This window comes from Roseimicrobium gellanilyticum, assembly GCF_003315205.1.
GTDB classification, from domain to species: Bacteria; Verrucomicrobiota; Verrucomicrobiia; order Verrucomicrobiales; family Verrucomicrobiaceae; genus Roseimicrobium; species Roseimicrobium gellanilyticum.
The window spans coordinates 304945-328455 of sequence record NZ_QNRR01000006.1; the positions used below are offsets into that span (position 1 = coordinate 304945).

The window sequence follows — 23511 nt, forward strand, 5'->3', positions numbered from 1 at the left end:
GGTACGCGCGGTCGCCAGCGAAGGACGGTTCCCTTTCTTGGGTGGGCTCGCCTCTGGAAGCCGTCACGCACTCATTTCAAGCTCCTTGTGGGAAGTGGCGCTTGGTAAGCAACGCAATCAAATCCTGCAAGCTGTCCACGTCCTCGGCATCAGAGCCCGAGATGGAGAACCCATGGTCGACTCGAAGGTCATCTAGAAATCGCGCGTAGGTTCCCGGCGGGATCCGCAGTTCCTTGCTGACGGAAAGCGGCTTCCCGTCCGCATCTTCATACACGCCGAACTCCGTGAGGAAAGCGCGCGTGGTCACTTCCACCATGGAGAATTGATTGCCGGCCGGCTGCATCCACAAGGGTGCAGCCGAACCATGTGGCTTCAGGCAGCTACGAAATGTCAGATACGCAATGACCGTCCCGACTGAGACGGCAATCAGCAGGAAGGCGTACAACACAGCAAGGAGACCTCTGAATTAGGCGATTCCGTATCCCTGGCGATACACCTTGTGCACAATTGATTCCGCCTCGGGGCAGTTGGTGGCCTTGAGATTGGCCGCATCCCACTCGATACGCTTTCCAAAGCGCACCGCGAGCAGACCCACGAGGAGCGCTTCCGTGAAGGGTGCGGAATAGTGGAAACCTGAATGCGCGGCCTCGGGCTTGCCTGCTTTGCACGCCTCAACCCACTCGCGGCGGTGTCCCACGGTGCAGCGCGCAATGGTCTTCGCTGGCATGACAAATTCCTTCATGCGAGCCTCTGGCACCAGGCGAGGTGTCCCCGACCATCCACCGGCGAGGATGACACCCTTGTCACCCACGAAGTAGATGCCGTTGTCACCAAGATTGCGCTCAGCCTCCATGCCAGGTGGCTTGGGAGGAAGCTTGCCGCCATCGTACCACACCATCTTCACTGCCGGCTGCTCGCCGCGCGCAGGGAAGTGATACGTGATGATGCTCCACTCGGGGAAGGATTCATTGTTGTTCGGCGCGTGCTCGCTCTCCACCCAGTCCGGCTGACCCAGATCGAGTGCATAAAAGGCTGGGTCTGCATTGTGCACCGCCATGTCTCCCAGCGCGCCGCAACCAAACTCCCACCACCCACGCCACTTGCGCGGACAATATTCAGAATGGTAGGACCTGTTTGTCGCTACGGGCCCCAACCAGAGGTCCCAGTCGAGATCCGCTGGCACGGGGGGCGTGTCCTTCGGAAATGGTTTGCCTTGTGAGTCCCAGAACTTGCCGGGCCGGTCGGACCACACATGCACTTCGGTCACCTTGCCAATCACGCCTGCCTGAATCCACTCACGAGTAAGGCGGAGTCCTTCACCAGCGTGGCCCTGGTTGCCCATCTGCGTCACCAGGCCAGTTTCCTTTGCCACCTTCGCCATCTGCCGGGCTTCCCCGATGGAGTGCGCCAGAGGTTTTTCCACATACACATGCTTCCCGGCGCGCAGGGCCAGGATGCTGGCAGGCGCATGTACGTGATCCGGTGTGGCCACCACCACGGCATCGATGTCCTTCTGCTCCTCAATGAGCTTGCGGTAGTCGCGGTACAGCTTGGCATCAGGATGTTTCTTGATGGTGCCGCCGCCCTGCTTCAGATCCACATCGCACAGCGCGGCGATGTTCACCAGCCCGGTGCTGAACAAATCCGCAATGTCGCCACCGCCCTGGCCACCCACGCCGATGCAGCCGAGATTGAGCTTCTCGCTCGGCGCGGTGTACCCGGGTCCGCCCAGCACATGGCGGGGTACGATCTGGAACCCGAAGGCCGCAGCCGCGGTGGCTGTCGTAGTAGAGAGGAAACGGCGGCGGCTCGTCAGCGGCGGATTCGTGGAGGAGTTCTCTGGAGAGGACATGGCGTGAAACTACGGGAGCACGCGCTGCCCTCTTTCGCCGCGTAGGTGCCCGCCATTGAAGCGGCTACTTCTGAATTTGCACTTGCTGCCCGGCAGCAAAAGATCCGGCGTTCTCGATGACATTCCCCTCGACCGTCACGTCCTTACTTTCGTGAATCCAGATGACGGCATCCTTGGGAATACCGTAGCTGGCACCGGTATCCGGTGGTGCGTCCTGCTGGGGTGACACTATCTGGTTGTTCCGGATCGTTGCGCCATCCGTGGATGAAATGACGATCGAGGGACCGGCGCCCCCTTCCACGGTATTGCCTTCGATACACACGTGCTTGTACACAGGTTCCGCGCGAAGCTTGGAGTTATCAAGCGTCGCCGTGATGGAGATGACGCCCGCCTGACTCGACCATGGAGCAGCGCAGAACCACCCTCCATTGCGAATGGTGTTCCCTTTAATCACCATGTCCTCAATACCTACGGCTGCCGTGCCGGGCAGTTCCGGACACGCGATGAGAGCATGCGGCGTATCGAGCACATTTCCCTCCATGAGACCACCTGCCTTCAAGAGAATGCGTCCGGGGCTGTGAACATGATTATGTCGAAACACGAATCCATTCCCCATGCGATCCGGCGAGTAGACGCTATCACCGCTCTTGAGGTCAGCGGCACGATCCAAAGTGACCACAATGCACTTCGGACTGACCTTCCACGCAGACCACGCTTCCGCACCTGCGAGCTTCGCGAGCACTTCTTCAGACAGGGCAGCCTCTTTTCGTGGCACCACCTTGCGCGAGGCGATGCGATACTCCGGTGAGGATACGCTGGTACGCAGGCGGTCGCCAAGCTGCACACCCTCGGTGAACTCATCCCGGCTGGCCAGCACCACCACACCGCCTTCGTTCTTCAACACGAGATGGTCGGATGATTGCACACTCCAGGAGTCGTCACCGGCATGGAAGATTTCGCAATGCTCCACGAGTGGTCCTTTGCGGATCGTCTTGCTCTGGAAGGCATCCCACGAAGTGCTGAGCAGCCGTTCCTCCGCTGCTCCCGGAGGCTTTGGACCCGGCACGATTTTGCAATGCACGAATGACGACCCGCCTTCCCCGTCTGCCTCCAGAATGCCCATGCCGGGGGCGCTGTGCACGGTGACATTGCGGAAGGTGATGCGCTCGCAACTGTCCACGGAAATGGCATGCGGTGCTCCGGCTTCCTGACCTGTGCTCAGCGAGGCGAGATCCCCGGGGCGCGCTGCTTTTCCGATGCCTGCAAGACGGACGCGCACCACATCTTCACCCACCATTTCTGCCTTGGTGCCCCAGAGGAAAGGCATGCCCTTCTTGCGATAACGTGTCTTCGCATCAATCACATCGACGCGTGAGTATGGCCTTCGTGGATAGCCCGCGTGAATCTTGATGTCGATGGAACTCGCGTCCTCCGCTGCTGCAATGACCTCCCCTTGTGTGAAAGGCAGCGGATCGTAGTCCACCGTGAGACCTTGCAGTGTCACACCAGAGCACCGGTGCAGGCTGATGGCTCGCATCAGCTTCGTGCCCACCAGCGTTACGCCCTCCGCAATGATCTCCACATCCTTGAGACCAGATAGATTCCACAACTCGCCGCCGCCACCGGTCAATGGCGCGAGACGATACGTGCCAGGCGCGATGACGATGCGTTTCTCACCGCGCTTCAGCGCCTCATTGACCTGGGGTCGGAAGTCCTCCTGAGCCGATGCCGCGAGGACAGACGTCAGGCACAGCATCAGAAGCATTGATGGAGAAGACAGAGCCATCGTAACTTTCACCGGGGAAGAGCACGCATTTTGCGATTCAGTCGATGCCGCCAGATGAGTGAAGGTACAAGGAAGAGAACCGCGAAAGGCAGGGGCCAGAGCCGAGTGATGGTGGTGACGATGAACTCGCCTGCGAAGCGACCGACATCAGCAGGCTCCTGCAGGAATTCTCCCGTCGCATCAGTGAGATTGCGAATGTACCCAACCACGCCAATCCCCACCTCCAGCACCGCTGCAACGCAAAAGAGCACACCGATGATGATACCAGCTCGGCAGAGGCGGTGTTGTGAATCCAAGGTCATGTGTGCGGTGAGTCCAACCACATCGGCCGGATCGCCCCTTCACGCAAGACCTCAACCTATTTTGCCGAGTCCGACTCTATGGCGAGCTTCGGCCAGGTCTTCGGGTCAGTGTAGAGCTTGGGCAGGTCCGCCAGCGTGGGATCCCCTTCCTCTTCGAAGAGGCTGAGCAGCGAGGGATCCGTAGCAGCCATCCCGGCGATACCCTTGGCATGATGTACCCGGAAGATCGTACCCCGGTAGAACACACGATTCTTCGGACGCTCCTTCTTGTCCAGCTTCTCAAAGTCAGCGGTGCGATTCCTGTAGTCACCTTCGCGCAGAGTCGAGAGAAACTCCATGTCCGACACTTGGCCGCCACGCAGTTGGAGCTTCACCTTCTTCTCCCCCATCACATAGTTGATCCGGTACTTGTCCGTGGTGCCGATGATCACACACTCCACCTCCACTTCAGTCGGATGGTGGGAGAGGTTCGTGATTTCCGCGCCGATCTTCCATTTGTCTTCCGTACGGTTCGAAGGCGTGGCCAGCATGCGGCAGGTGATGTGGATGTCGGGCAGTTCCTTCGCCGCGTCGCCACTCTTCTCCATTGCCTCCTTCCACAGCCTCGCTTCCTCCTCCTTGGTCTGCCCCACGCTGTTTCGCGGCCCGCCATCTTCGATTTTTGCCAGCGTTTTCATACCCGACACTTCTCTGTCGATGGCCTTGAGCGTGGCTTGATAGGCCTGCTCCCGAGGTGTCAGGGCGGCGGCATCCACGCGCTTCTTTGAGGGACTCACGAGTCGCACATTGGCCACGTCCCGGGAAAAGGCTGGCGCCTCGGTCACAGGAACAATGTATTCAAAGACCAGCGGCTGTCCTTGTTCGGGTCCGGTGGTGATTTTCCCGGTGAACTTCTGGTCCCCATCGAAAGCCCCAAGAACCCGGGCTGTACGCCACATTTCCACCAGGGCGCCGGTGGCAGCGGTCCGATGGACCGGACCCACGTCCGGCCGGAACATATCATAGGCCGTATCCACCAGGTCCTCCGCACCCGGGCCTCCCTCGACCTGGGATTTCTCCATGTGCCCAAGGATGGTGCGGATCTGCGCAGACACCCGGCCCAGGCCGCCGGGGTCGGCCTTTGGGGTCAGGCCCAGCGGCTTGAGCTGCGCCGCCAGCGCCTTGGCGGCGGGATAATTCTTGGCCTCAAGAAGCGTGGGCACACTCAATGCTGCGATGCAAATGGTGACTGAGGCTGCTCGACGGACGTAATTCATGCGCGGTGGTGGGGCCCATTCTGCCTCCCTTCCTACGCGTTTTACCATCCATTTCATTCTTCCCAGACCTCCTCCCTCGTTCTCCACAAAACGCTTGCGCCTGATACGCGCTCCATGCGACAGTTCCGCAACCCTCATCCCAGCCAGCAAGTATGGCCCGTGCCTCCAATCTCACCATCTGCTCCTTCTGCGGCAAAAGCCACGCGGAAGTAAAGAAGCTGATCGCCGGGCCCGGCGTGTACATCTGCGACAACTGCATCGGCGTCTGCAAGTCGATCCTGGACAAGGAAGCCCAACAGGAGGTGGACACCCATCCGCCGCTGGTGGTGCCGCGTCCCTCGGACATCATGGCTGCGCTGGATCAGCATGTGATCGGCCAGGCCCACGCGAAGAAGGTGCTCAGCGTGGCGGTGCACAATCACTACAAGCGCATCCTCAGCACCCAGGCGGGTGCCGCCAGTGCTGGCGCCAAGCCCGCCGCTGTGGCGGACTTCGAAGGCGTGGAAATTGAGAAGAGCAACGTGATGCTGGTGGGCCCCACCGGTTGCGGCAAGACCCTCCTCGCGAAGACCCTTGCCCGAGTACTCAACGTGCCCTTCAGCATCGCGGACGCCACCACGCTGACCGAGGCCGGCTATGTGGGTGAAGACGTCGAGAACATCATCCTGCGCCTCCTTCAGGCTGCAGACTACGATGTGGCCCGCGCCGAGATCGGCATCATCTACGTGGACGAGATCGACAAGATCGGACGCAAGACGGAAAACGTCAGCATCACCCGCGACGTGAGTGGTGAAGGCGTGCAGCAGGCGCTGCTCAAGATTCTGGAAGGCACCGTCTGCAACGTGCCCCCGCAAGGTGGCCGCAAGCATCCTCAACAGGAGTACATCCAGGTGAATACGGAGAACATCCTCTTCATCTGCGGTGGTGCCTTTGTCGGGCTGGAGCAGATCATGAAGCGCCGCCGCGGTGGCAAGGGTCTTGGCTTCAGCGCCGAGCTGCTCAACCGTGAAATGACGGAAGAAACACTCCGCAAGGACGTGGAACCCGAGGATCTGCTCGGCTTCGGCCTCATCCCCGAGTTCATCGGTCGTCTCCCCGTGGTCGTCGCCATGGAGCAGCTCACCGAGGACGAACTCGTGCGCGTGCTCACCGAGCCGAAGAACGCCCTCATCAAGCAGTATGCCAAGCTGCTGGGCATGGACGGCGTGGATCTCCAGGTGAACCGCGATGCACTCGGCGCCATGGCGCGTGAAGCGCTGAAGCGCGGAACAGGCGCCCGTGGTCTCCGCAGCATCCTCGAGCGCATCATGCTCGATGTGATGTATGACATCCCCAGCCGCCGCGACGTGCGCGCCGTGACCATCACGGAAGCCGTGGTAAAGGGCGACCGCCCACCGCTGGTGAAGAAGAGCGCTGCAAAGAGTGCGGCATAACGTAGAAGGCTTCTCCAGAAGCCTTTCACGAACACGCTGCCACGCGTTTTCGCGTGACCTCAAAAAAAGAGAGGGAACGCATCGTCCCCTCCCTCCGCGAATTGTAGTTCAATCTCTCCACAAAATGGAAGGCTTCTGGAGAAGCCTTCCATTTTGAGATCTCACTTCTGCAGGAAGCGCACGCACACCGGGGCGCCCACATCGAAGGTCTGGCCGGTGGGCTTCAGCTTCCCGGTTTCCTGGTCGATGCTGAACACGGCGATGGTGCTCGAGTTCTGACCGGCGGTGATGAGCCACTTGCCCGTGGGGTCGATGCCGAAGTTGCGCGGGATGTTCACACCGGCAGGAGCATTCTCCACATAGGTGAGCTTGCCGGTCGCCGGATCCACTTTGAAGATGGCGATGGTGTCATGGCCGCGGTTGGACACATAGACAAATTTTCCGCTGGGGTGCACCGCCGTCTCCGCCGTGGAGAACTTCGGATCCACCGCCACACCGGCAGGCAGCGTGGAAATCGTTTCCAGCGCGGTCAACGCGCCCTTGTCCGCGTCATAGCTGAAGGAGGTGACCGTGCAGGTCATCTCATTGCAGACATAGCCGTATTTCCCACTCGGGTGGAAGGCAAAGTGCCTCGGACCACCGGCCGGCGGCACTTCGGCGAAAGCAGGATCATTCGGCGTGAGCTTGCCTGCGGCCGCATCCAGCTTGTAGATGAAAACCTTGTCGCAGCCGAGGTCAGCCGCGAAGGCGAACTTGCCCGTTTTATCCACATTGATGCTGTGAGCATGAGGATCCTTCTGGCGCTTGGGATTCGCGTTGGAAGCGCCCGTGTGCTGGATGAACGAACCGTGTTCGCCAAGAGAACCATCCGCTTTCACTGGGTAGGACACCACACTGCCGCCGCCGTAGTTCGCGGCCATCACAGCCTTGCCGGAAGGGTCCACACTCACATGGCACGGGCCGCCGCCCACCGTGGGCTGCTGGTTGAGCTGGGTAAGTTTCCCCGTGGCTGCATCAATGGTGAAGGCGCTGATGGCTCCGCCAGAGGCGCCGGCAAGCTCGGATACGGAATACACAAATTTTTTATCCGGCGAGATGGCAAGGAAACTTGGGCTCTTCACTTCTGCCGCCAGTCCCAGGGGCTCCAGCTTGCCCGATTTTGAATCCAGGCCGAAGACATAGATACCCTTGCTCTCCACACGGGCATTCTTGTTGTTTGTGTAGGTGCCGACATACACGAACTGATCGCTCGCGGCCTGGACCAGAAGAGAAGAAGACGCCATCAGGCCCGCCGTGAGGATGCTGGAAAGGAATCGATGTTTCATGAGGAAGAAGGGGAAAGGAACTTGCGCGCCGATTCTTTCGATTCTCCTCTGCGGTGGCAAGTCCGGGCAACCCCCAGCAAAACGTTTCTGCCGCACTTCCGATTTTCGCGTTGACGCCCCAGTTTGTCCTTCCACCATGCTACTCCATGCTGAAGAATTTGCTTAGCGTGGCGATGGTGGCCCTCGGTGTGGCCATGTTTGGAGCAGCCGCCCCTGCTCAGGACGCAATGAAATTCCAGGTGGAAGGAGCGAACCCTGGAGGCAAAGGCAGCTACAAGGGTGAGGTGGAACTGACCAAGCTGAGCTCCGCCACGGCTAAGGCGCGCTGGACCACGGGCGCCAACAAGGAAGTCACCGAAGGCATCGCCATCAAGACGGACAAGGCCATTGGCGCAGCCTACGGTGGTAAGGATCTCTACGCGCTGGCACTTTATAGCATCAAAGGAAACTCCATCGAGGCCGTCTGGACCACGGCGGCCGCTCCGAAGGAAAGCAGCACGTACGCACTGAAGGGTTCCGATTTCCAGGGCGCGCTGAGCTTTGCCGATGGCACGCCGGGGACGGTCACCTTCACCGCGACCGGTGAGAATGTGTACAAGGTGGTGTGGCAGCTGACGAGCGGACGCTTCGAAGGCGTGGGTGTGCGGAAGGGTGATGTCCTGGCCGCGGCTAGCGGCGCGAAGGATGGCTCCTTCGGTGTCGCAGGCTATGTGCCCAAGGGGGACATCATTGATGGCAGCTGGGCGGTGAACGGCGCCACTGCCGCAGGTACGGAGGTCTGGAGCCTCCCCGGAGGATCCACCGGTGCTTCCGCAGCACCCGTGGGAGACGGCACGAAAGTCACCTTCAGCGGGGACACCTACACCCTGAAGGACAAAAAGAGCGCGCCCGGCCAACCCACGGCGGAACTGCGCGAGTACCTGCGCGATGGTGAAACCTTCGAGGACTATCGCAAGATGGTCGGCCTGCGGACCCATGTGACCAAAGCGGATGCTGCCACCATGGCGAAGGCTGTGCTGGCCCAGGTGCAGAAGGAACACCCCAACAGCTATGTGAAAGAGATCGTGATGCAGCCCGAGGCGGCCACCATCTTTTTCATCCTGGTGGTGGGCAATGACGCCGAGTTGAATCTCTGGCGTTATCAGAAGGCAGAGAACGGTCTTGCGAGCGCGCAATTCGTGCTGCGCAACAAGGCTCCCTACGAAACGCAGAAGAAGTTCAAGGCGGAGCAGGACAAGAACTTCGACCAGTGGTTGGAGGAGATCTCCAGGCTGGGAGGCCAGGCCTACGACTTGGTGACGGCGAGCGCCGGCGCCACCGTGGCCGCGCCCACGGCTCCCGCTACGCCCGCGAAATCATCGTCCGAAGAGATTTCTCCCGAACTCGTAAAGGCCATCAAGGGGGACATGGACAAGTGCGGCAAGATCGCGATGGAGTTCATGGGCCATCTCAAGGGTGGAGCCACCGACAAGGCGGTGGCACTGATGAACGACAGCGCTTTTACGGGGACTTCGCGTGATGCGTTTGCCGCCCAGCTTGCCAAGTCCAATGGTGTCTTCGGTGAGTTGAAGAGCTTCAAGCCGGACAAAAAGTCCACCACCTTCGAAATGAAAGACGGTCTGGTGAACTTCTACCTTCATGCGGACTCGGAGTACGCGAATGCCACGGTCCACGAAGTGCTGCGCTTCGTGAAGAACAAGGCGGGAGAGATCGAGTTCGTGGGATACAACCGCACCGCGAAGCAGTGACCTTTCCTGTGAACATCCCACTTAGTGCGGGTGACTCAATCCCGTGATCCGGCACTATTTCCACGCTTGCAAAACCTCAAGACAGGGTCTGGCGGGACTGCTGTTTGTCACTCCCATTGTGGCCATGGCCATCTACGGCTGGGCCATCTTTGATCACCCTTTCGGGAAGGGGCTGTGTGCCTTGATTGGCGCGGGTGGCGTGGCCTCGCTGGCCGCGTACCTTTGGCACCTTTCCCACCCGAAGGTGGCGTTCATCGAGATCAGCGAAACAGAGCTGGTCTGGAACGACATGCAGGGACTCGGCATGCGGAGGTGGGTATTCCCACTCGCCTCCATCACATCGGTTGTCGAGGGAGGGACCGAGGTCACGAGTGAGTATCTTGTCCTCAAATCGGGAATCAGGATGGAACTTCCATCCGCGCTGATCCCAGATCAGAAGGCATTTTTCCAAGCTCTGCAAACAGCGGCGCCGCACATCCACATCGAGATCGGGGACTGGCTGCCGACGCAAACATAATCCGCGGGAGACTGGCGCAGAGTTCTCATTTGCACAGACGCGCAAACTTGGCACTCTGCGCGCCCCATGTTCACCCTCCTCGCCACGGACTCCCAGACGCTCGCGCGTCGCGGCCGCCTCGTGACACCCCATGGCGCCATCGAAACCCCCGTGTTCATGCCGGTGGGCACTCAGGGGTCTGTCAAAACGGTGCATCCCGTTGAACTTGAGGCTATCGGCGCGCAGATTATCCTGGGAAATACCTACCACCTCGCCGTGCGACCGGGGGTGGACATCGTCAAAGAAGCGGGTGGTCTGCATGCCTTTGCGAACTGGTCCAAACCCATCCTGACCGACTCCGGGGGATTCCAGGTGTTTTCCTTGGGCAAGCTCCGCAAAATCAAGGAGGAAGGCGTTCATTTCCAGAATCATGTGGATGGTTCACCGATGTTCCTCGGCCCTGAAACTGCCATGGAAATCCAAGCTGGTCTCGGCTCGGATATTGCCATGCTCTTCGACGAATGCCCGCCCCACCCCTGCGAGGCGTCCTACGCGAGCAAGAGCCTGGACCTCACCCTGCGCTGGGCCCGGCGCTGTCGGGAATGGGTAGATAAGAACCAACCGATGACCGGCGGTGGCAGGCAGTTGCACTTCGGCATTGTCCAGGGATCATCCTACGCGGAACTGCGTGCGCGCTCGGCCAGAGAGCTGGTGGCGATGGGGTTCGACGGCTACGCCGTGGGTGGCGTCAGTGTAGGTGAGCCGGAGCCTGAGATGATGGCTGGCGTCGAAAACAGCGTCCCCCACCTGCCCATGGACAAGCCGCGCTACGCCATGGGCTTGGGCACTCCGCCGCAGATGATTGAAATGGTGGCGCGCGGCATCGACATGTTCGACTGCGTGCTCCCCACCCGCCTCGCACGGCACAGCACCGCGTTCACGGATGAAGGGTCGATGAACCTGAAAAACAACTGCTTCGCACGGGACTTCCGCCCCATCAGTGAGGACACGCATCCCCTTTGTCAGGGCTTCACGCGCGCCTACATCCGCCACCTCATCAAGGCGGGTGAAATCCTGGGATTGCGGTTGATTTCCCTTCACAATCTGCATTTCTACCTGTCCCTCCTGTCCCGTGCCCGGACTGCCATTGAAGGCGGTTACTTCAGCGAGTTCCGCAGGGAATTCACCTCCAAGTATAAAAACCACACCTCAGAAGCATGATCCATTCCGTCATCACAGCTCACGCTGCTTTGCTCGCCCAAGGGGCACCACCTCCGCCCGGTGGCGGCGGCGGCAATTTCGCGGTCATGATGATCCTGATGATGGTGATGATGTATTTCCTCCTCATCCGTCCCCAGCGCAAAAAGCAGAAGGAATCTGAAGACCTGCAGAAGGCCATCGCACCCGGAGATGAAGTCGTGACCATTGGCGGAGCCCACGGCACCGTCACCACCGTGAAGGAAAACACCGTTGTGGTGAGAATGATCGAAGGCAAGGTCGAGTTCGATCGCAGCGCGATCGCCCGCAAGATCACTCCGAAGGACGCCACACCCGCCGAGGTTAAGAAATAATCTCCTCCCCCGCGCGTTTGGTGCATCCGCACTTTGCCACCCCTACCCCTTTTCCCTCCTCACCGTTAGTATGAAGTCCCTGCCACTGACCTTTTTCTGGGGCGCTGCCCTGATTTTTCTCCTGATGTTCTATATGGGCACCACGGAGCATCGGAAGAAAAAACTAGTCGGTACGATTCTCACAGTCGCGGTCAGCCTGTTCTGCATCTGGGCGGTCGACGGATGGAATGTTTTCACCAACAAGCCGCTCAATCTCAAGATGGGGATGGACCTCATTGGTGGCAGCGAATTCATCGTCCAGCTCAAACCCGGCTTGAACGAGAAGGGTGAAGAAAAACAGGTGAACCCCGACTCCGTGCAGCAGGCCATCGCCACGCTGCAAAAGCGTCTCGACCCGAACGGTTCGCTGGGCCTGACGATGACTCCCCAAGGGGACAAGCAGATCGTCATCCAGATGCCTGGGGTGGAGCCCTCTGAGATTGCCACCGTGCGTCAGCAAATCCAGCAGACGGCGCACCTTGAGTTCCGCCTCGTGCATCCTCAGAGTGAGCAGGTCCTCGCGACACACAAAGCACAGGGAGGCGGCATCGAGCCTGGTTTTGTGGCCATGCCCTCGCGCGAGCGGAAGAACAAGCCGGATGCTCCGGAAGCTTATCTCGTGAAGAACCGCCCGGACATGGACGGCACGCACGTGAACGAGGCCTGGGTTGCCTACCCGCCCACAGGGCTTGAAATTCTGATGAACTTCGACGGCCCCGGCTCGACGCTGTTCGGAGAACTCACCACGGCCAACGTGGGCCAGCGTTTCGCCATCATCGTGGACGGTGAAGTGCTTTCTGCCCCGGTCATCCAGACTGCCATCACGGGTGGTCACTGCGTCATCACCGGCGACTTTGAAGAGAAGGAAGCCCGCAACCTGGCCACCGCGCTGCAGAATCCGCTGAAGAACCCCATGGAGATTCTGGCAGACAACACGGTGTCCGCCCAGTTCGGTCAGGAAACCATCAAGCAGGCCATCTACACGGGTATTGCCGGTCTCATCATGACGGCCGCCTTCCTGCTCATCTACTACCGCACAGCGGGCCTCATTGCCCTCGTGGGTCTGGTGGTGAACATGCTGATGGTCTTCGGAGCCATGTCCCTCTTCAACTTCACCATGACCATGCCCGGCATCGCCGGCATCGTGCTCACGGTCGGTATGGCGGTGGACGCGAACGTGCTCATCTACGAACGCTTGCGAGAGGAAATGAAGACGGGCAAGACCCTGGCAGCGGCGCTCGATGCCGCCTTCCACAAGGCCTTCTCCGCGATTTTCGACGCGAACTTCACGACGCTGATTTCCGCCGTCATTCTCTTCACCCTGGGAAGCGGCCTCATCAAGGGCTTCGCCATCACCCTCACGGTCGGTATCATCGGCACCCTGCTGGGCGGCCTGGTGGTAACCCGCGTGGTGTTCAACTGGTTCACGGATGCCGGCATCTTGAAGAAGATCACCGTCACCCAGATCATCCCGGAAGGTATCTTTGACATGCTGAGCAAGGCACGTCCGTTCATCATCGGCTCCTTCTCGCTGGCCGCCATTTCCGCTCTCGCCTTTGTCATCAAGGGTGAAGACGCCATCGGCATCGACTTCCGTGGCGGGGCCATCACCCGCTTCCAGGTCGCTCCCAATGCCGGCATCGACGCCCACACTGTGGAGAAGACCCTCCTGGATGCCAAGATCGACGGCACCTACGTTCAGCAAAACAGCACCGGTACCGGCCAGCAAATCAGTGTGCGTAGTGACATGGATGACGGCCCGAAGGTGAAGGACCTGCTGGAACAAAAGTTTGCAGGCAAGCTTACGGGTGGCCAGAGCGACCGCGTGGGTGCCTCCATCGGCAAGGACCTCGCCGTGAAGAGCATCATCGCCTTCGGCTGCGCGATGTTGGGTATCTTCCTGTACCTCGTGATCTTCTACGAGATGTCCTTCGCCATGGGAGCCATCATCGCGCTTCTCCATGACTGCGTGATCACCATCGGCCTGGCAGTCCTTCTGGGGCAACAGCTCTCGGTGATTCACATCGGCGCGCTGCTCACGGTGGCAGGCTACTCCATCAACGACACCATCGTGGTGTTCGACCGTATCCGCGAAATCATCAAGGCGCGTACCGGTGACATTCGCGACATCATGAACGAGGCCATCTCCATGACCCTGAGCCGTACACTGCTCACCGGTGTGACAACCCTCGGCCCGATGGCGGCGCTCTACTTCTTTGGCGGCCAGGCCATGAAGGACCTCTCACTGCCGATCATCATCGGTGTGCTGGTGGGTACCTACTCCTCCATCTACATCGCCTCCCCGATCGTGCTCTGGTACGCGAAGAAGACCGGCACCAGCCTGCGTCGCCAGGTGCTGGACACGGAAGCCTCCCGCGAAGCGGCCAACAAGCCACCCGTCGTCGCGTCCTAAGCTCCGCAGTCACCGTACTCGCAACCCTTTATCGGCCATGCTCCCTGGTGGGCATGGCCGATTTTGCTTTTCCAGACCCCGAATAGAGATTCAGGCGTGACTTTGCTCGGGCGGACCGGTACCCTTTGGTTCTGGCGCAGTCAGTCCATGACCACGGAACAGGTTGCAACCCCCCCATCTTCCGACACCTCGCATGCGCCTGACGCATACTCGGTGAAGGAGCGCGTGTCGATTGGCACCGCGGGGGTCGTGTATCGGGCGGTGCAACGAAGCTCCCATCGCGAGGTGCTCTTCAAGGTGCTGATGGAGCAGGCCTCCCATCCGCTGAACAGCGCACAGGTTCTGGCCGTTGCTCCCGCCATCATGCGGCTCAGGCATCCTCGCATTGCCGAGTTGATGGATGCCTATGACGATCCTGAGGGCACCGTGCTGGTATACCCGATGATGCCAGGCATGGCTGGGAGCGAGTTCCCCATCAAGGAACGGCTGCTCACACCGGCCGAGGCACGCCAAGTCGCCAAACAGCTCTGCGAAGCCCTGCTGGTGGGCGAGCGGGCAGCCTTCCCCCACGGCGACGTGAAGCCCAGCAACATCGTCATTGGCACCGACACGGACGGTCGTCTGTCCGTACAGCTGCAGGACTGGGGTCTTTCTTCATGCCGCACGCTACAGCCACCGGAGACCATGCAATTCATGGCGCCGGAGAGGCACCATGGTCACCCTACTTCCGTGCAGGGGGATCTGTTCTCGCTCGGAGCCTCGCTCTGGTTCCTCATCACCGGCCGCCTGCCGGTGGAATCGCACACGCGCGAGGAGCTGTTGGTGGAATGGGGCGCTTTTGACCCCAGTACGCTGGCAGGCTTGCAGCCGGAGGTGGACAAGCATTTCAGCCAATGGCTGGGTTGGCTGCTCCGCTGGCAGCCGCGTGATCGTCCACCGACGATGACCAAGGCACTGGAAGTGCTGAATCAGGTGATTGCCTTTGTAGATGCCTCGGAAACGAAGGCGTCCTCTGGCAGTGGCTCATCAGCGGCGGCTCCTGCTCCGCCTGCTCCGACGTCGACATCGACAGCGAATCCAAATGCGCCCACGCTGCCTGCCAAGCCGATAGCAACCCGTCCTTCAGCAGCAAGGACGGAGAAGCTCAGACAAACACCCGGAGACTCCGGCCCACCTTCAGCAGCTTCGCCATCCGCGCCAACTGCGCTTCTGACGAGACCGTCCGGGGCAGATTCAGTTTCCGCTCAAGAGCGTGGTTCCATGGCGAGCAAGCTGATGGCCGGAGTGCTGACCTGCTGTGTACTGGCCGCCGTAGGGGTGCTTTTCGTCTGGTGGGCAGAGGAGGAATGGGGACCTGACTGGCGCAAGGAAATGGTGGCATCTCTAAAGAGCCGGCTGCGCACCGCATCCCCCAAGGAATCCGACCTGGCAGCAGCGGCTGCACCTTCTGAAAGTGCCGATCAGGCGAACACGAAATCCTCCACCACTGCCACCAAATCGCCCTCCAAATCATCGGGTGCCGCAGTCGCGGTGACAGCGAACGCATCAGCACAGAAGCCTCCGCCAAAATCGCTCTCCGCCAAGTCAGGCTCCAAACCGACCAAGCCCCAGACTCCGCCTCCAAACAACTCCAAGCTCATTTCCGCAGTGGAACCCTTCAACTACGCGGACGGCATGACTCTTGAAGGGGCGAATGGAGGCACGGGCTGGAAGACGCCGTGGAAAGCGAGCCAGGCCACCAAAGGCAAGTCGGCAGATGGAAAATATCAGGGTGTATTGCTCGCCTCGACACCAGATTCCTCCATCAGTCGCGAACTCGATCCCGGGGGCACCTTCCACAACAACAGCGTTGCCGTGTCACTCGACCTCTGGCACCCTGGTGCCGGAGCCTCACCCTTGGAATTTGACCTCCTCGGAACGGCAAACGCTCCCTCCGGCAGTGCCATCATCGTCACTCCCCATGAGAATCGATTGAAGATTTCCATCAAGGGCGAAACTGAGGAATTGCCGGCCAACGCAGGAGTACCGCTCAAGCTTGTCTTGAAATGGACCTTCACGAAGAAAGCGGACAGCACAGCTGATGTGGTGGTGGAGGTCTATGTGAATCCCAAGCAAGGCACCTCGGTCACAAATTCTCCCAAGACCAAAAAGAATCTGACAAGCTACAAGCTACCCACCACACTGACATTCACCGCAAAGACCACCGAGGCGGGTTCAGCACCAGTGGTCCTGCAAAAGATGAAGCTGGCCAGAACTGCCGCGGATGCCATCAAATAAGCAGCAACATCCGCATCCGATGCGCAGCTTGCTCCTGATACTGGCTGCCACTTTCATCGGTTGCGTTGCTTCGGCACAGAATGCCAGCCCTCCTCACCTCCCCTTCACCGAAGGTTTTGAAAACTCGAAGCTGCAGGAGCGCGGATGGTATGATCTCAGCAAGATCCAGCTCTCGTCGAGCCAGCCAAAGGCAGGAAGTGCCTGCATTGAATACGGTTGGCAGCAGGGCGGCACTGTGCCCTCCACCTCCGGAGGGATGCGACGCCTGTTTGCGCCCTCGGACTCGGTGTATCTGAAAGTACACGTCCGGCTCTCCAAAGGCTGGGGCTGGACGGAGCGTGGCTATCACCCGCATCTCATGCATTTCATGACCACGGAAAATCAAAAGTTCCACGGTCCGGCAGCCAGCCATCTCACCGTGTACATCGAACCGTGGAACGGCAAGCTGCGGCTCGCTGCGCAAGACATCCAGAACAAGGATGCACCTCACGGCCTTACCCAAGGGCCGCTGCGAGGTGGCTACAATGGAAGGATGTTCGACAGCGAAGAGGTGCTCTTCGAGGATGATCAATGGCACTGTGTGGAGGCGCTCTTCCAACTCAACTCGCTCGACATGAAAGCGGACAAGCCGAACGCGGACGGCATCGTGCGGGCCTGGTTCGACGGAAAGCTGGTGGTGGATCGGAATGATGTGATTCTGCGATCCACGGACTTCCCCAACATGAAGTTCAATCAGTATCTGCTCACTCCCTACTTCGGGCCCGGGCTGCTCCCTCATGCGCAGACGCTGTGGATTGATGATCTCACCGTGGGCACAGCGAGGCCCGAATCCTGATTGATCATTTCCCCTGCCTCATGAGCACACAAGCTCCTCCACGCATCTTCAAGGGCGCCCACTGCACCTTCACTCTGCAGCGGCCCGCCACCGGAGTCGTACACGCCATCATTGAAGGTCATGATGTTGGGGAATTCGGCGATGCGCCCTTTCGTGAACTGGACTCTGATGTCGAGCATGGAGCGCCCTTCGAAATTTTCATTGATGCCCGCGGCGTTCCTGCAGCATCGCTCGAAGTGAGCGCGGACTGGGCACGCTGGATGACGACTCATCGCGAACACATCCAGCGACTGAGCATTCTCTGTGGTTCACGGTTCGTCGAGTTGACCGCCAGCTTCGTGCAGAAGTTCACGCAATTCGGATCGCGTATGCGCATCTACACGGAAGCAGACGCCTTCGAGGAGGCGCTGCGTGTTGCAGTGGGCGATGATGAATAGTCAGCTGTAAGGCCCGTGTCCTTCCTCAGGAAAAGAACACCTTCTCCGCCGTCTTGCGCAGCATCCATGCCTTGTCCTCTGCCGTGAGGAAGTCGAGGCGTTCACGGATAAGTGCGATGGAATCCTTGTACGTGTGGCCATCTTCCACCTGGAAGGGACAGTCGCTGGCCCACATGAGGCGTGAAGCTCCGTAAGTATCGCGCAGGCGGCGCACCATGGCACCGAGGTCGGTGTACGGCGCTTTCTTCACTCCCAGAGCATAGAACGCGGAGGTCTTCACGAAGGTGTGCTCCGATTCCGCAAGACGGCAGAGGCTATCGAGATCTTTCTGGTCCACCGCGCCCTTCATGCCGATGCGTGCGAAGTGATCAATCACCACGCGTGTCTTCGGAAATTGCGCACACATCTTCTGCACTGCGGGCAGCGCATCTGGGTTGGCCAGCAAGCACATGGAAAGCCCGGCATCGGCGGCGTGGGACCACATCGCCTTCATCCCGGCGGAGCTCTGCCAGGCTTCCGCCTTCTCCTTGTCCGTGTAGATGCGGAAACCTCGCACACCCTGCTTTGCCAGTTGCTTCATGGTATCCACCACATCGGGCTCGGACTCATCTACGATGGCGACGCCGCCGAATACGCCGGGATGCTGTTTCATCGCATCGAGCATGTAGGAGTTGTCGAATTGGTAGAAGCTCATCTGGATGAGCACGATGCGACTCACGCCGCTCGGCTTGGTGTGAGCAAAGAGTTCCTCGGGAGTGAAGCTCGAGGGAGCCATGCCTTTCTTGGTCGCGCCCTCGCCCAACGGATAACGCTCCGTATCCGGTGTCCACACGTGCACGTGCGCATCAATGCAGTTCTTGGAAACATCCTCGTCTGCAGCAGGCAGAAGTGCAGGTGTAACAAGAGCCGCAAGCGCGGTGGAACGCAGGAACGAACGGCGGGAGGTGGGGGCGGGCGAGATGCTCATGATGATGGTAGATGAGGCGACAACTGCAATGATGATGGATGAATCATTCGAAGCGAAGAATGAAATTCCGGTAGAACTCAAAAGCCTGCTGCACCTGATCGAGCTCCACATATTCCACCGCCGCGTGCGCACGATCGATGCTGCCGGGACCGAAGACGAGACTCGGAATGCCCTGCCGTGAAAGCTTGCTGGCATCGCATCCGAAGGGCACGCCGCAGAGTTCCCCATTGAGGCCCATATCGCGCAGGACGGCGCTGGCGCACTGCGCGGCGGCGGATTCCGCCGGTGTCTCCAGGGCTTCATCCGTGAGCAGCGGTGGCTCTTCGATGCTGGCTTCCATGGTAGGATGCTCCGTCTTCAATTGATCCAGTATCCCCTGGTAGTGCGCCAGCACGTCGCCCGTGCGCTCTCCCGGAAGCAGCCGCCGATCGATCTCGATGGCACACGCGTCGGGCACAAAATTGATCTGCACTCCCCCATGGATGACGCCCACGTTGCACGTCGCCGGCCCCAACAATGGGTGTGGGTTGGCAGCCAATCGAAGATGGTCCTGCTCCAGCGCGAGGACGATGCGCGCCATGTGGTTGATGGCATTCACACCAAGATGCGGTTTCGAGCTGTGTGCGGACTTGCCACGAACCAAAATACGAAATCTCAACACGCCCTTGGTAGCAATCACAGCACGCAATCCGGTGGGCTCTGCCACCAGGGCTGCATGACCCGCGAGCCCTTCGCAGAGCTTCACCACACCACGATACGAGAATTCTTCATCCACTGCTGCAGCCAGCCAGACCTCGCATGGTGGCTGGATGCCTTCTTCGTGAAGCGTCGCCAGCGCATGCATCATGCCCGCAAGCCCGGCCTTCGTATCACACGAGCCACGGCCATACATTTTCCCATCTTCGATGCGAGGCTCGAAGGGTGGGATGGTCATGCCCTTCACGGAGACGGTGTCCGTATGCGCTTCCAGAATGATGCGTCGATGGGGATTCTTGCCCGGCAGTCGTGCGATGACATTTGGTCGATTTGGGAACACCTCCTGTTCCCACACTTCGATGCCGCGCTGCTCGAAGTAGGTTCTCACCCATGTGGCGATTTCGCGCTCTCCCGGTCCGTCGTCATAGGACGAGTTCACGCTGTTGATGCGCACCAGAGAGGCGAGGGTATCGACAAGAGAAAGGGATGCCATGAGAGATCAGGATTTGCTCCACTGGATGGGCTGCACGCGGGGCACAAGAGTGAGATAAGCACCCACGCCTGCGAGCAGCACGATCGAGGAAATGATGAATGCATTCGTGTAGGAACCGGTGGACTTGACGATCCATCCAGTCACCAGCGGCGAAACCACACCTCCAAGGTTCCCCACAAAGTTCTGCACGCCCGTCCACTGGCCGGATGCGGTGGGCCCGGCGAGCGTCTGGGTGACGGCCCAAACATTGGAAGTGTACAGGCCCAGTGAGGCACACGCAGCAATCAGGAGTACAATGCACATCACCGACCCCGCTGCCAGGGTGATGGACCACATGAACAGCGCGCAGAGCAGCAGGCCGCCAAAAAGAAATGTCCGGCGTACCTTTGTGGGCGTGGCACCCGCCGAGATCCAGCGATCCGACATCCACCCACCTGTCAGCGAAGTTGCCGCCATCGCCCAGAAAGGAAGCGAGCCATACACGGCCATTTCTTCCGTGGTAAAGCCACGCCCCTCACGCAGGTAGGAGGGAAGCCAGTACACCACGAAGTACCACGCATAGCCCAAGCAGAAAAATCCGAGGGAAGTACCCCACAGTTCCGGACGCTTGAGAATGTCCTTCATGGGTGTGGCATCCGCACGTTTTGCGTTTGCCTGATGCGAAGCATGCTTCTCTGAAGGTACCGCGAGAAGCCACGGAACCAGCCACACCAAGCTGCCGACACCGACAACGATGAACAAGGCGCGCCACCCGTAATGGGCCAGGACGAGCCCTCCCACCAAGGTGCTGAGGGCCGGGCCTATCTTCGTGCCTGCGTCAATCAGCGCATTAGCCAGGCCGCGTTGCTGCTCGTTGAAGTTGTCCACAATGACTCGTGATGTCGCCGGGAAGGCCACGCTCTCCCCTGCCCCCAGCAGCACCCGCAGGATGAGGAGGGAGACGAGGCCATTGGCCAGGCCCATACCCACGGTCGCCAGGGACCAGATGAGAAACCCGAATGCGTAGACCCATTTCACGCTGTACCGATCCACCAGCCATCCGGCAGCGAGATGGCAGATGGCATAGCTGGCGGAAAACGCCGAGAAGAGCCAGCCCATCTTCACATCGTCCAGCTTGAATTCCTCCCCCACATTCGTCTTTGCCACGGAGAGGCTGCCCCGGTCGATGTAGTTGATTGTCACCGCGAAAACGAGCAGCACAAGGATCACGGCGGGCTTGGAGGAGCGCATGCAGCAGCGGTGGTGTAGAGACGCGGGAGTGGATGGGACAATCCAGTCAGAAAGGCCTGTCTGCCCGGCGGCGATTATTGCTGGAGCGCCGCCCGCCACCAGTTTTTAAAGTGCAAATAAGATCGGTAAACTCGCGGAGTACCGGACAATACCCGGCAGATGCCAGACGACACTCCAGCCCCGGACCGGTCCGAGCTCAGCGAGCAGTTCATCCTGCGGCTCAATGCCGTGCATGGACGCCTGCTGGGCTTTCTGCGCGTCATGCTGGGGAATGGCACGGATGCAGAGGACGTGCTGCAACGCGCCAGCATCACCATGTGGCGGAAGTTCAGCGAGTTTGACCAAACGCAGGACTTCTTCTCCTGGGCGAGCAGTTTCGCGTTCTACGAGGCGAAGAACTTCCAACGCACCGCCGCCCGGTCCAAGCTGCACTTTGATGATGCCCTGATGAACCGGCTCGCGGAGGAACGCGTTGCGGATCTGGAACATCGCGAAGCCCGGCTGGCCGCCATGGATCGCTGCATCGAGGAGCTCGACTCCCCCTCGCGCGACCTCGTGCGTGATTTTTACATGAACAACGCGGACATCGCCACGCTGGCACAGCAGCAGGGCCGCGCTCCCCAAACCGTCTACAACAAGCTCAACGCCCTGCGCCGGCTGTTGGGCGATTGCATGAAGCGCCGTCTGGCGCAGGAGGCCTGACCATGAACCCCTCCCCCACTGACCACGAACTCCTGCGGCTCTTCGCCATGAAGGCGGATGGCACCATCTCGCCGGGAGACCACGAAAGACTCTGCCTGCTCCTCACCGAGTCTCCTGACACCCGCCGTGAATGGTTTGCATTTCAAGATGCGGAAGATGCGCTGCAAGCCTGGTCACAACGCGCGAGCGTGATCCAGAGCAGTGCGCCTGCATCTGCCGCGGCACCAGCGACTCCGGCAAATGCGCAAAAGTCGCGAGCTCCACGCGGTGTCACCTGGCGCGTCATCGCCTCCATGGCTGCTGGCATTGTCATTGGTGCCGTCACATGGACTCTGTGGCCACAACCCAGCGCCATCACACCTTCCGTTTCCCCCAGCGGATCGAATGTCGTCATCAAAGACGAAGCCACCACTTCCGCCGTGGCCGTGCTCACCCGCGGCGTGGACCTCGTGTGGGAAGGCAATGGGGCAACCCCTTCGCTCCATGAACCTCTGTCTCCCGGTGAACTGAAGCTGCGCAGTGGTGTGGCGGAGATTGAGTTCTTCCAGGGAGCCCGCCTGTGCATCGAGGGGCCTGCGGAGCTCAAGCTCATCTCTGCCGGTGAAGCCTATTGTAAGAGCGGCCGCTTCAGTGCGGATGTGCCTTTCCATGCACGAGGCTTCCGCATCGGCACCCCCAAGGGAGACCTGGTCGACCTCGGCACCGAGTTCGGCTTGGATCTGACGAGCGACACACCTGCGCTGCATGTCTTCAAGGGCGAGGTGGAACTGCATCGCCCCAAAACAGCCATGCAACTCCTCACCACAGGACAAGCCGCACGCATGGAAGGCTCCGACACCATGAACGCCGATGACACCGGCTTCGCGTTCAGCAGGGACCTGGACTCGCGTGTGCAGGCTTCGCAACGCCAGTCCTTCGATGCATGGCAGCAGACCTCAGCGCAGCAACTGCGTGACCCTGCGCTGCTTCTGCGTCTGGATTTCCAGGATGGAGCTGGCGCCCGTTCCTTGAAGAACGCCGCACCGAACGGTCCCGACATCGCTGCCGGCACGATCGTGGGTTGCACCTGGACCCAAGGACGCTGGCCGGGCACAGGCAAGCAGGCCCTGCAATTCCGCAGCCTGAGTGATCGCGTGCGGTTGAATATCCCCGGGCAGTACCGCCAGCTCACCGCCATCACGAGTGTGCAACTGAACGGCCTGAATATCCGCCAGAGCTCCATCTGCATGACCCAGGGCCTCGGCGCTGGCTACATGCACTGGCAGGTGCTGCACGATGGCTCGCTCTGCCTCGGTGTGGGTGAAGGCCCCGGGCGGCCCGGCCATGGAGTACCGGTGCGCTGGCAGGACTACATCAGCCCCGTGCTCTTCACTCCCGAGCGCTTCGGCCAGTGGGTGCATCTGGCGATGGCATATGACCTCGAGGCGCGTGAAGTCCGCTTCTATGTGAATGGCGCACGCTTCTCCACGCATCCCATCAAGGAACCGGTGCAACTTTCTCCGGGTCTCGTCGAGCTCGGCAACTGGACTCCCACGCCGGATAAGCGCCAGCAGCCCGTGCGCAACTTCAACGGATGCATGGATGAGTTCAGCCTGATTTCACGTGCCCTGAGCGATGCCGAGATTCGCCAACTCGCTCGCTGAGATTTCCTCA

At 60.1% G+C, this 23511-nt stretch carries 20 protein-coding genes; 11 read left to right on the top strand and 9 right to left on the bottom strand.

The window, feature by feature from the left end; genetic code table 11:
* Positions 1–76 precede the first annotated feature (76 nt).
* From DES53_RS18045 to DES53_RS18065, 5 genes are all read right to left on the bottom strand, one after another.
* A complete protein-coding gene (locus DES53_RS18045; RefSeq protein ID WP_170157200.1) occupies positions 77–316 on the bottom strand; it encodes a hypothetical protein in 240 nt (79 codons plus the stop codon).
* A gap of 150 nt (positions 317–466) precedes the next feature.
* On the bottom strand, positions 467–1852 hold the full coding sequence (locus DES53_RS18050; RefSeq protein ID WP_113959685.1) for a Gfo/Idh/MocA family protein: 1386 nt from the start codon (positions 1850–1852) through the stop codon (positions 467–469).
* Between the two features lie 64 nt (positions 1853–1916).
* Entirely contained in the window at positions 1917–3617 is a 1701-nt protein-coding gene (locus DES53_RS18055; protein WP_170157201.1) for a right-handed parallel beta-helix repeat-containing protein, read from the bottom strand.
* Positions 3618–3646: 29 nt separating this feature from the next.
* On the bottom strand, positions 3647–3940 hold the full coding sequence (locus tag DES53_RS18060) for a hypothetical protein (protein WP_113959687.1): 294 nt from the start codon (positions 3938–3940) through the stop codon (positions 3647–3649).
* 56 nt (positions 3941–3996) lie between these two features.
* Entirely contained in the window at positions 3997–5196 is a 1200-nt protein-coding gene (locus DES53_RS18065; RefSeq protein WP_147263464.1) for a hypothetical protein, read from the bottom strand.
* A 152-nt stretch (positions 5197–5348) separates the two neighbouring features.
* Here DES53_RS18065 and clpX point away from each other — a divergent pair, with 152 nt between their 5' ends.
* The gene (gene clpX, locus DES53_RS18070) at positions 5349–6629 is read left to right on the top strand and encodes an ATP-dependent Clp protease ATP-binding subunit ClpX (RefSeq protein WP_113959689.1); all 1281 of its coding nucleotides are present in this window, start codon (positions 5349–5351) and stop codon (positions 6627–6629) included.
* Between the two features lie 161 nt (positions 6630–6790).
* On the opposite strand, the gene DES53_RS18075 is transcribed toward clpX, so the two are convergent.
* A complete protein-coding gene (locus DES53_RS18075; protein WP_113959690.1) occupies positions 6791–7954 on the bottom strand; it encodes a lactonase family protein in 1164 nt (387 codons plus the stop codon).
* Between the two features lie 146 nt (positions 7955–8100).
* Here DES53_RS18075 and DES53_RS18080 point away from each other — a divergent pair, with 146 nt between their 5' ends.
* From DES53_RS18080 to DES53_RS18115, 8 genes are all read left to right on the top strand, one after another.
* Complete coding sequence (locus DES53_RS18080) at positions 8101–9702, top strand: hypothetical protein (protein WP_113959691.1); 1602 nt, start codon at positions 8101–8103, stop codon at positions 9700–9702.
* A gap of 43 nt (positions 9703–9745) precedes the next feature.
* Positions 9746–10219, top strand: a complete 474-nt coding sequence (locus tag DES53_RS18085) for a hypothetical protein (protein ID WP_147263465.1) — start codon at positions 9746–9748, stop codon at positions 10217–10219.
* A gap of 66 nt (positions 10220–10285) precedes the next feature.
* Complete coding sequence (tgt, locus tag DES53_RS18090) at positions 10286–11419, top strand: tRNA guanosine(34) transglycosylase Tgt (RefSeq protein WP_113959693.1); 1134 nt, start codon at positions 10286–10288, stop codon at positions 11417–11419.
* Positions 11416–11769, top strand: a complete 354-nt coding sequence (yajC, locus tag DES53_RS18095) for a preprotein translocase subunit YajC (RefSeq protein ID WP_211325597.1) — start codon at positions 11416–11418, stop codon at positions 11767–11769. Before tgt ends, yajC begins: the two co-directional genes overlap by 4 nt.
* 70 nt (positions 11770–11839) lie before the next feature.
* Complete coding sequence (gene secD, locus DES53_RS18100) at positions 11840–14221, top strand: protein translocase subunit SecD (protein WP_113959694.1); 2382 nt, start codon at positions 11840–11842, stop codon at positions 14219–14221.
* Between the two features lie 147 nt (positions 14222–14368).
* Positions 14369–16498 (top strand): serine/threonine-protein kinase, encoded by a 2130-nt coding sequence (locus tag DES53_RS18105; RefSeq protein WP_113959695.1) that lies wholly within the window; start codon positions 14369–14371, stop codon positions 16496–16498.
* Positions 16499–16517: 19 nt separating this feature from the next.
* Positions 16518–17333 carry a hypothetical protein gene (locus tag DES53_RS18110; protein WP_113959696.1) on the top strand — a complete coding sequence of 272 codons (816 nt, stop codon included), beginning with the start codon at positions 16518–16520 and terminating at the stop codon, positions 17331–17333.
* A 20-nt stretch (positions 17334–17353) separates the two neighbouring features.
* Positions 17354–17770 (top strand): hypothetical protein, encoded by a 417-nt coding sequence (locus DES53_RS18115; protein ID WP_113959697.1) that lies wholly within the window; start codon positions 17354–17356, stop codon positions 17768–17770.
* Between the two features lie 25 nt (positions 17771–17795).
* Here DES53_RS18115 and DES53_RS18120 read toward each other — a convergent pair whose 3' ends face one another.
* From DES53_RS18120 to DES53_RS18130, 3 genes are read right to left on the bottom strand one after another with little or no spacing between them, the layout of a single operon-like run.
* The gene (locus tag DES53_RS18120; RefSeq protein WP_113959698.1) at positions 17796–18737 is read right to left on the bottom strand and encodes an amidohydrolase family protein; all 942 of its coding nucleotides are present in this window, start codon (positions 18735–18737) and stop codon (positions 17796–17798) included.
* Positions 18738–18780: 43 nt separating this feature from the next.
* A complete protein-coding gene (locus DES53_RS18125) occupies positions 18781–19926 on the bottom strand; it encodes a M20 family metallopeptidase (protein ID WP_113959699.1) in 1146 nt (381 codons plus the stop codon).
* Positions 19927–19932: 6 nt separating this feature from the next.
* Positions 19933–21156, bottom strand: coding sequence for an MFS transporter (locus DES53_RS18130; protein ID WP_113959700.1), 1224 nt, complete (start codon positions 21154–21156; stop codon positions 19933–19935).
* A 159-nt stretch (positions 21157–21315) separates the two neighbouring features.
* Here DES53_RS18130 and DES53_RS18135 point away from each other — a divergent pair, with 159 nt between their 5' ends.
* Both DES53_RS18135 and DES53_RS18140 read left to right on the top strand, forming a co-directional pair.
* The gene (locus DES53_RS18135) at positions 21316–21858 is read left to right on the top strand and encodes a sigma-70 family RNA polymerase sigma factor (protein WP_113959701.1); all 543 of its coding nucleotides are present in this window, start codon (positions 21316–21318) and stop codon (positions 21856–21858) included.
* A gap of 2 nt (positions 21859–21860) precedes the next feature.
* The gene (locus tag DES53_RS18140; protein ID WP_113959702.1) at positions 21861–23501 is read left to right on the top strand and encodes a LamG-like jellyroll fold domain-containing protein; all 1641 of its coding nucleotides are present in this window, start codon (positions 21861–21863) and stop codon (positions 23499–23501) included.
* The last annotated feature ends 10 nt before the right edge of the window (positions 23502–23511 follow it).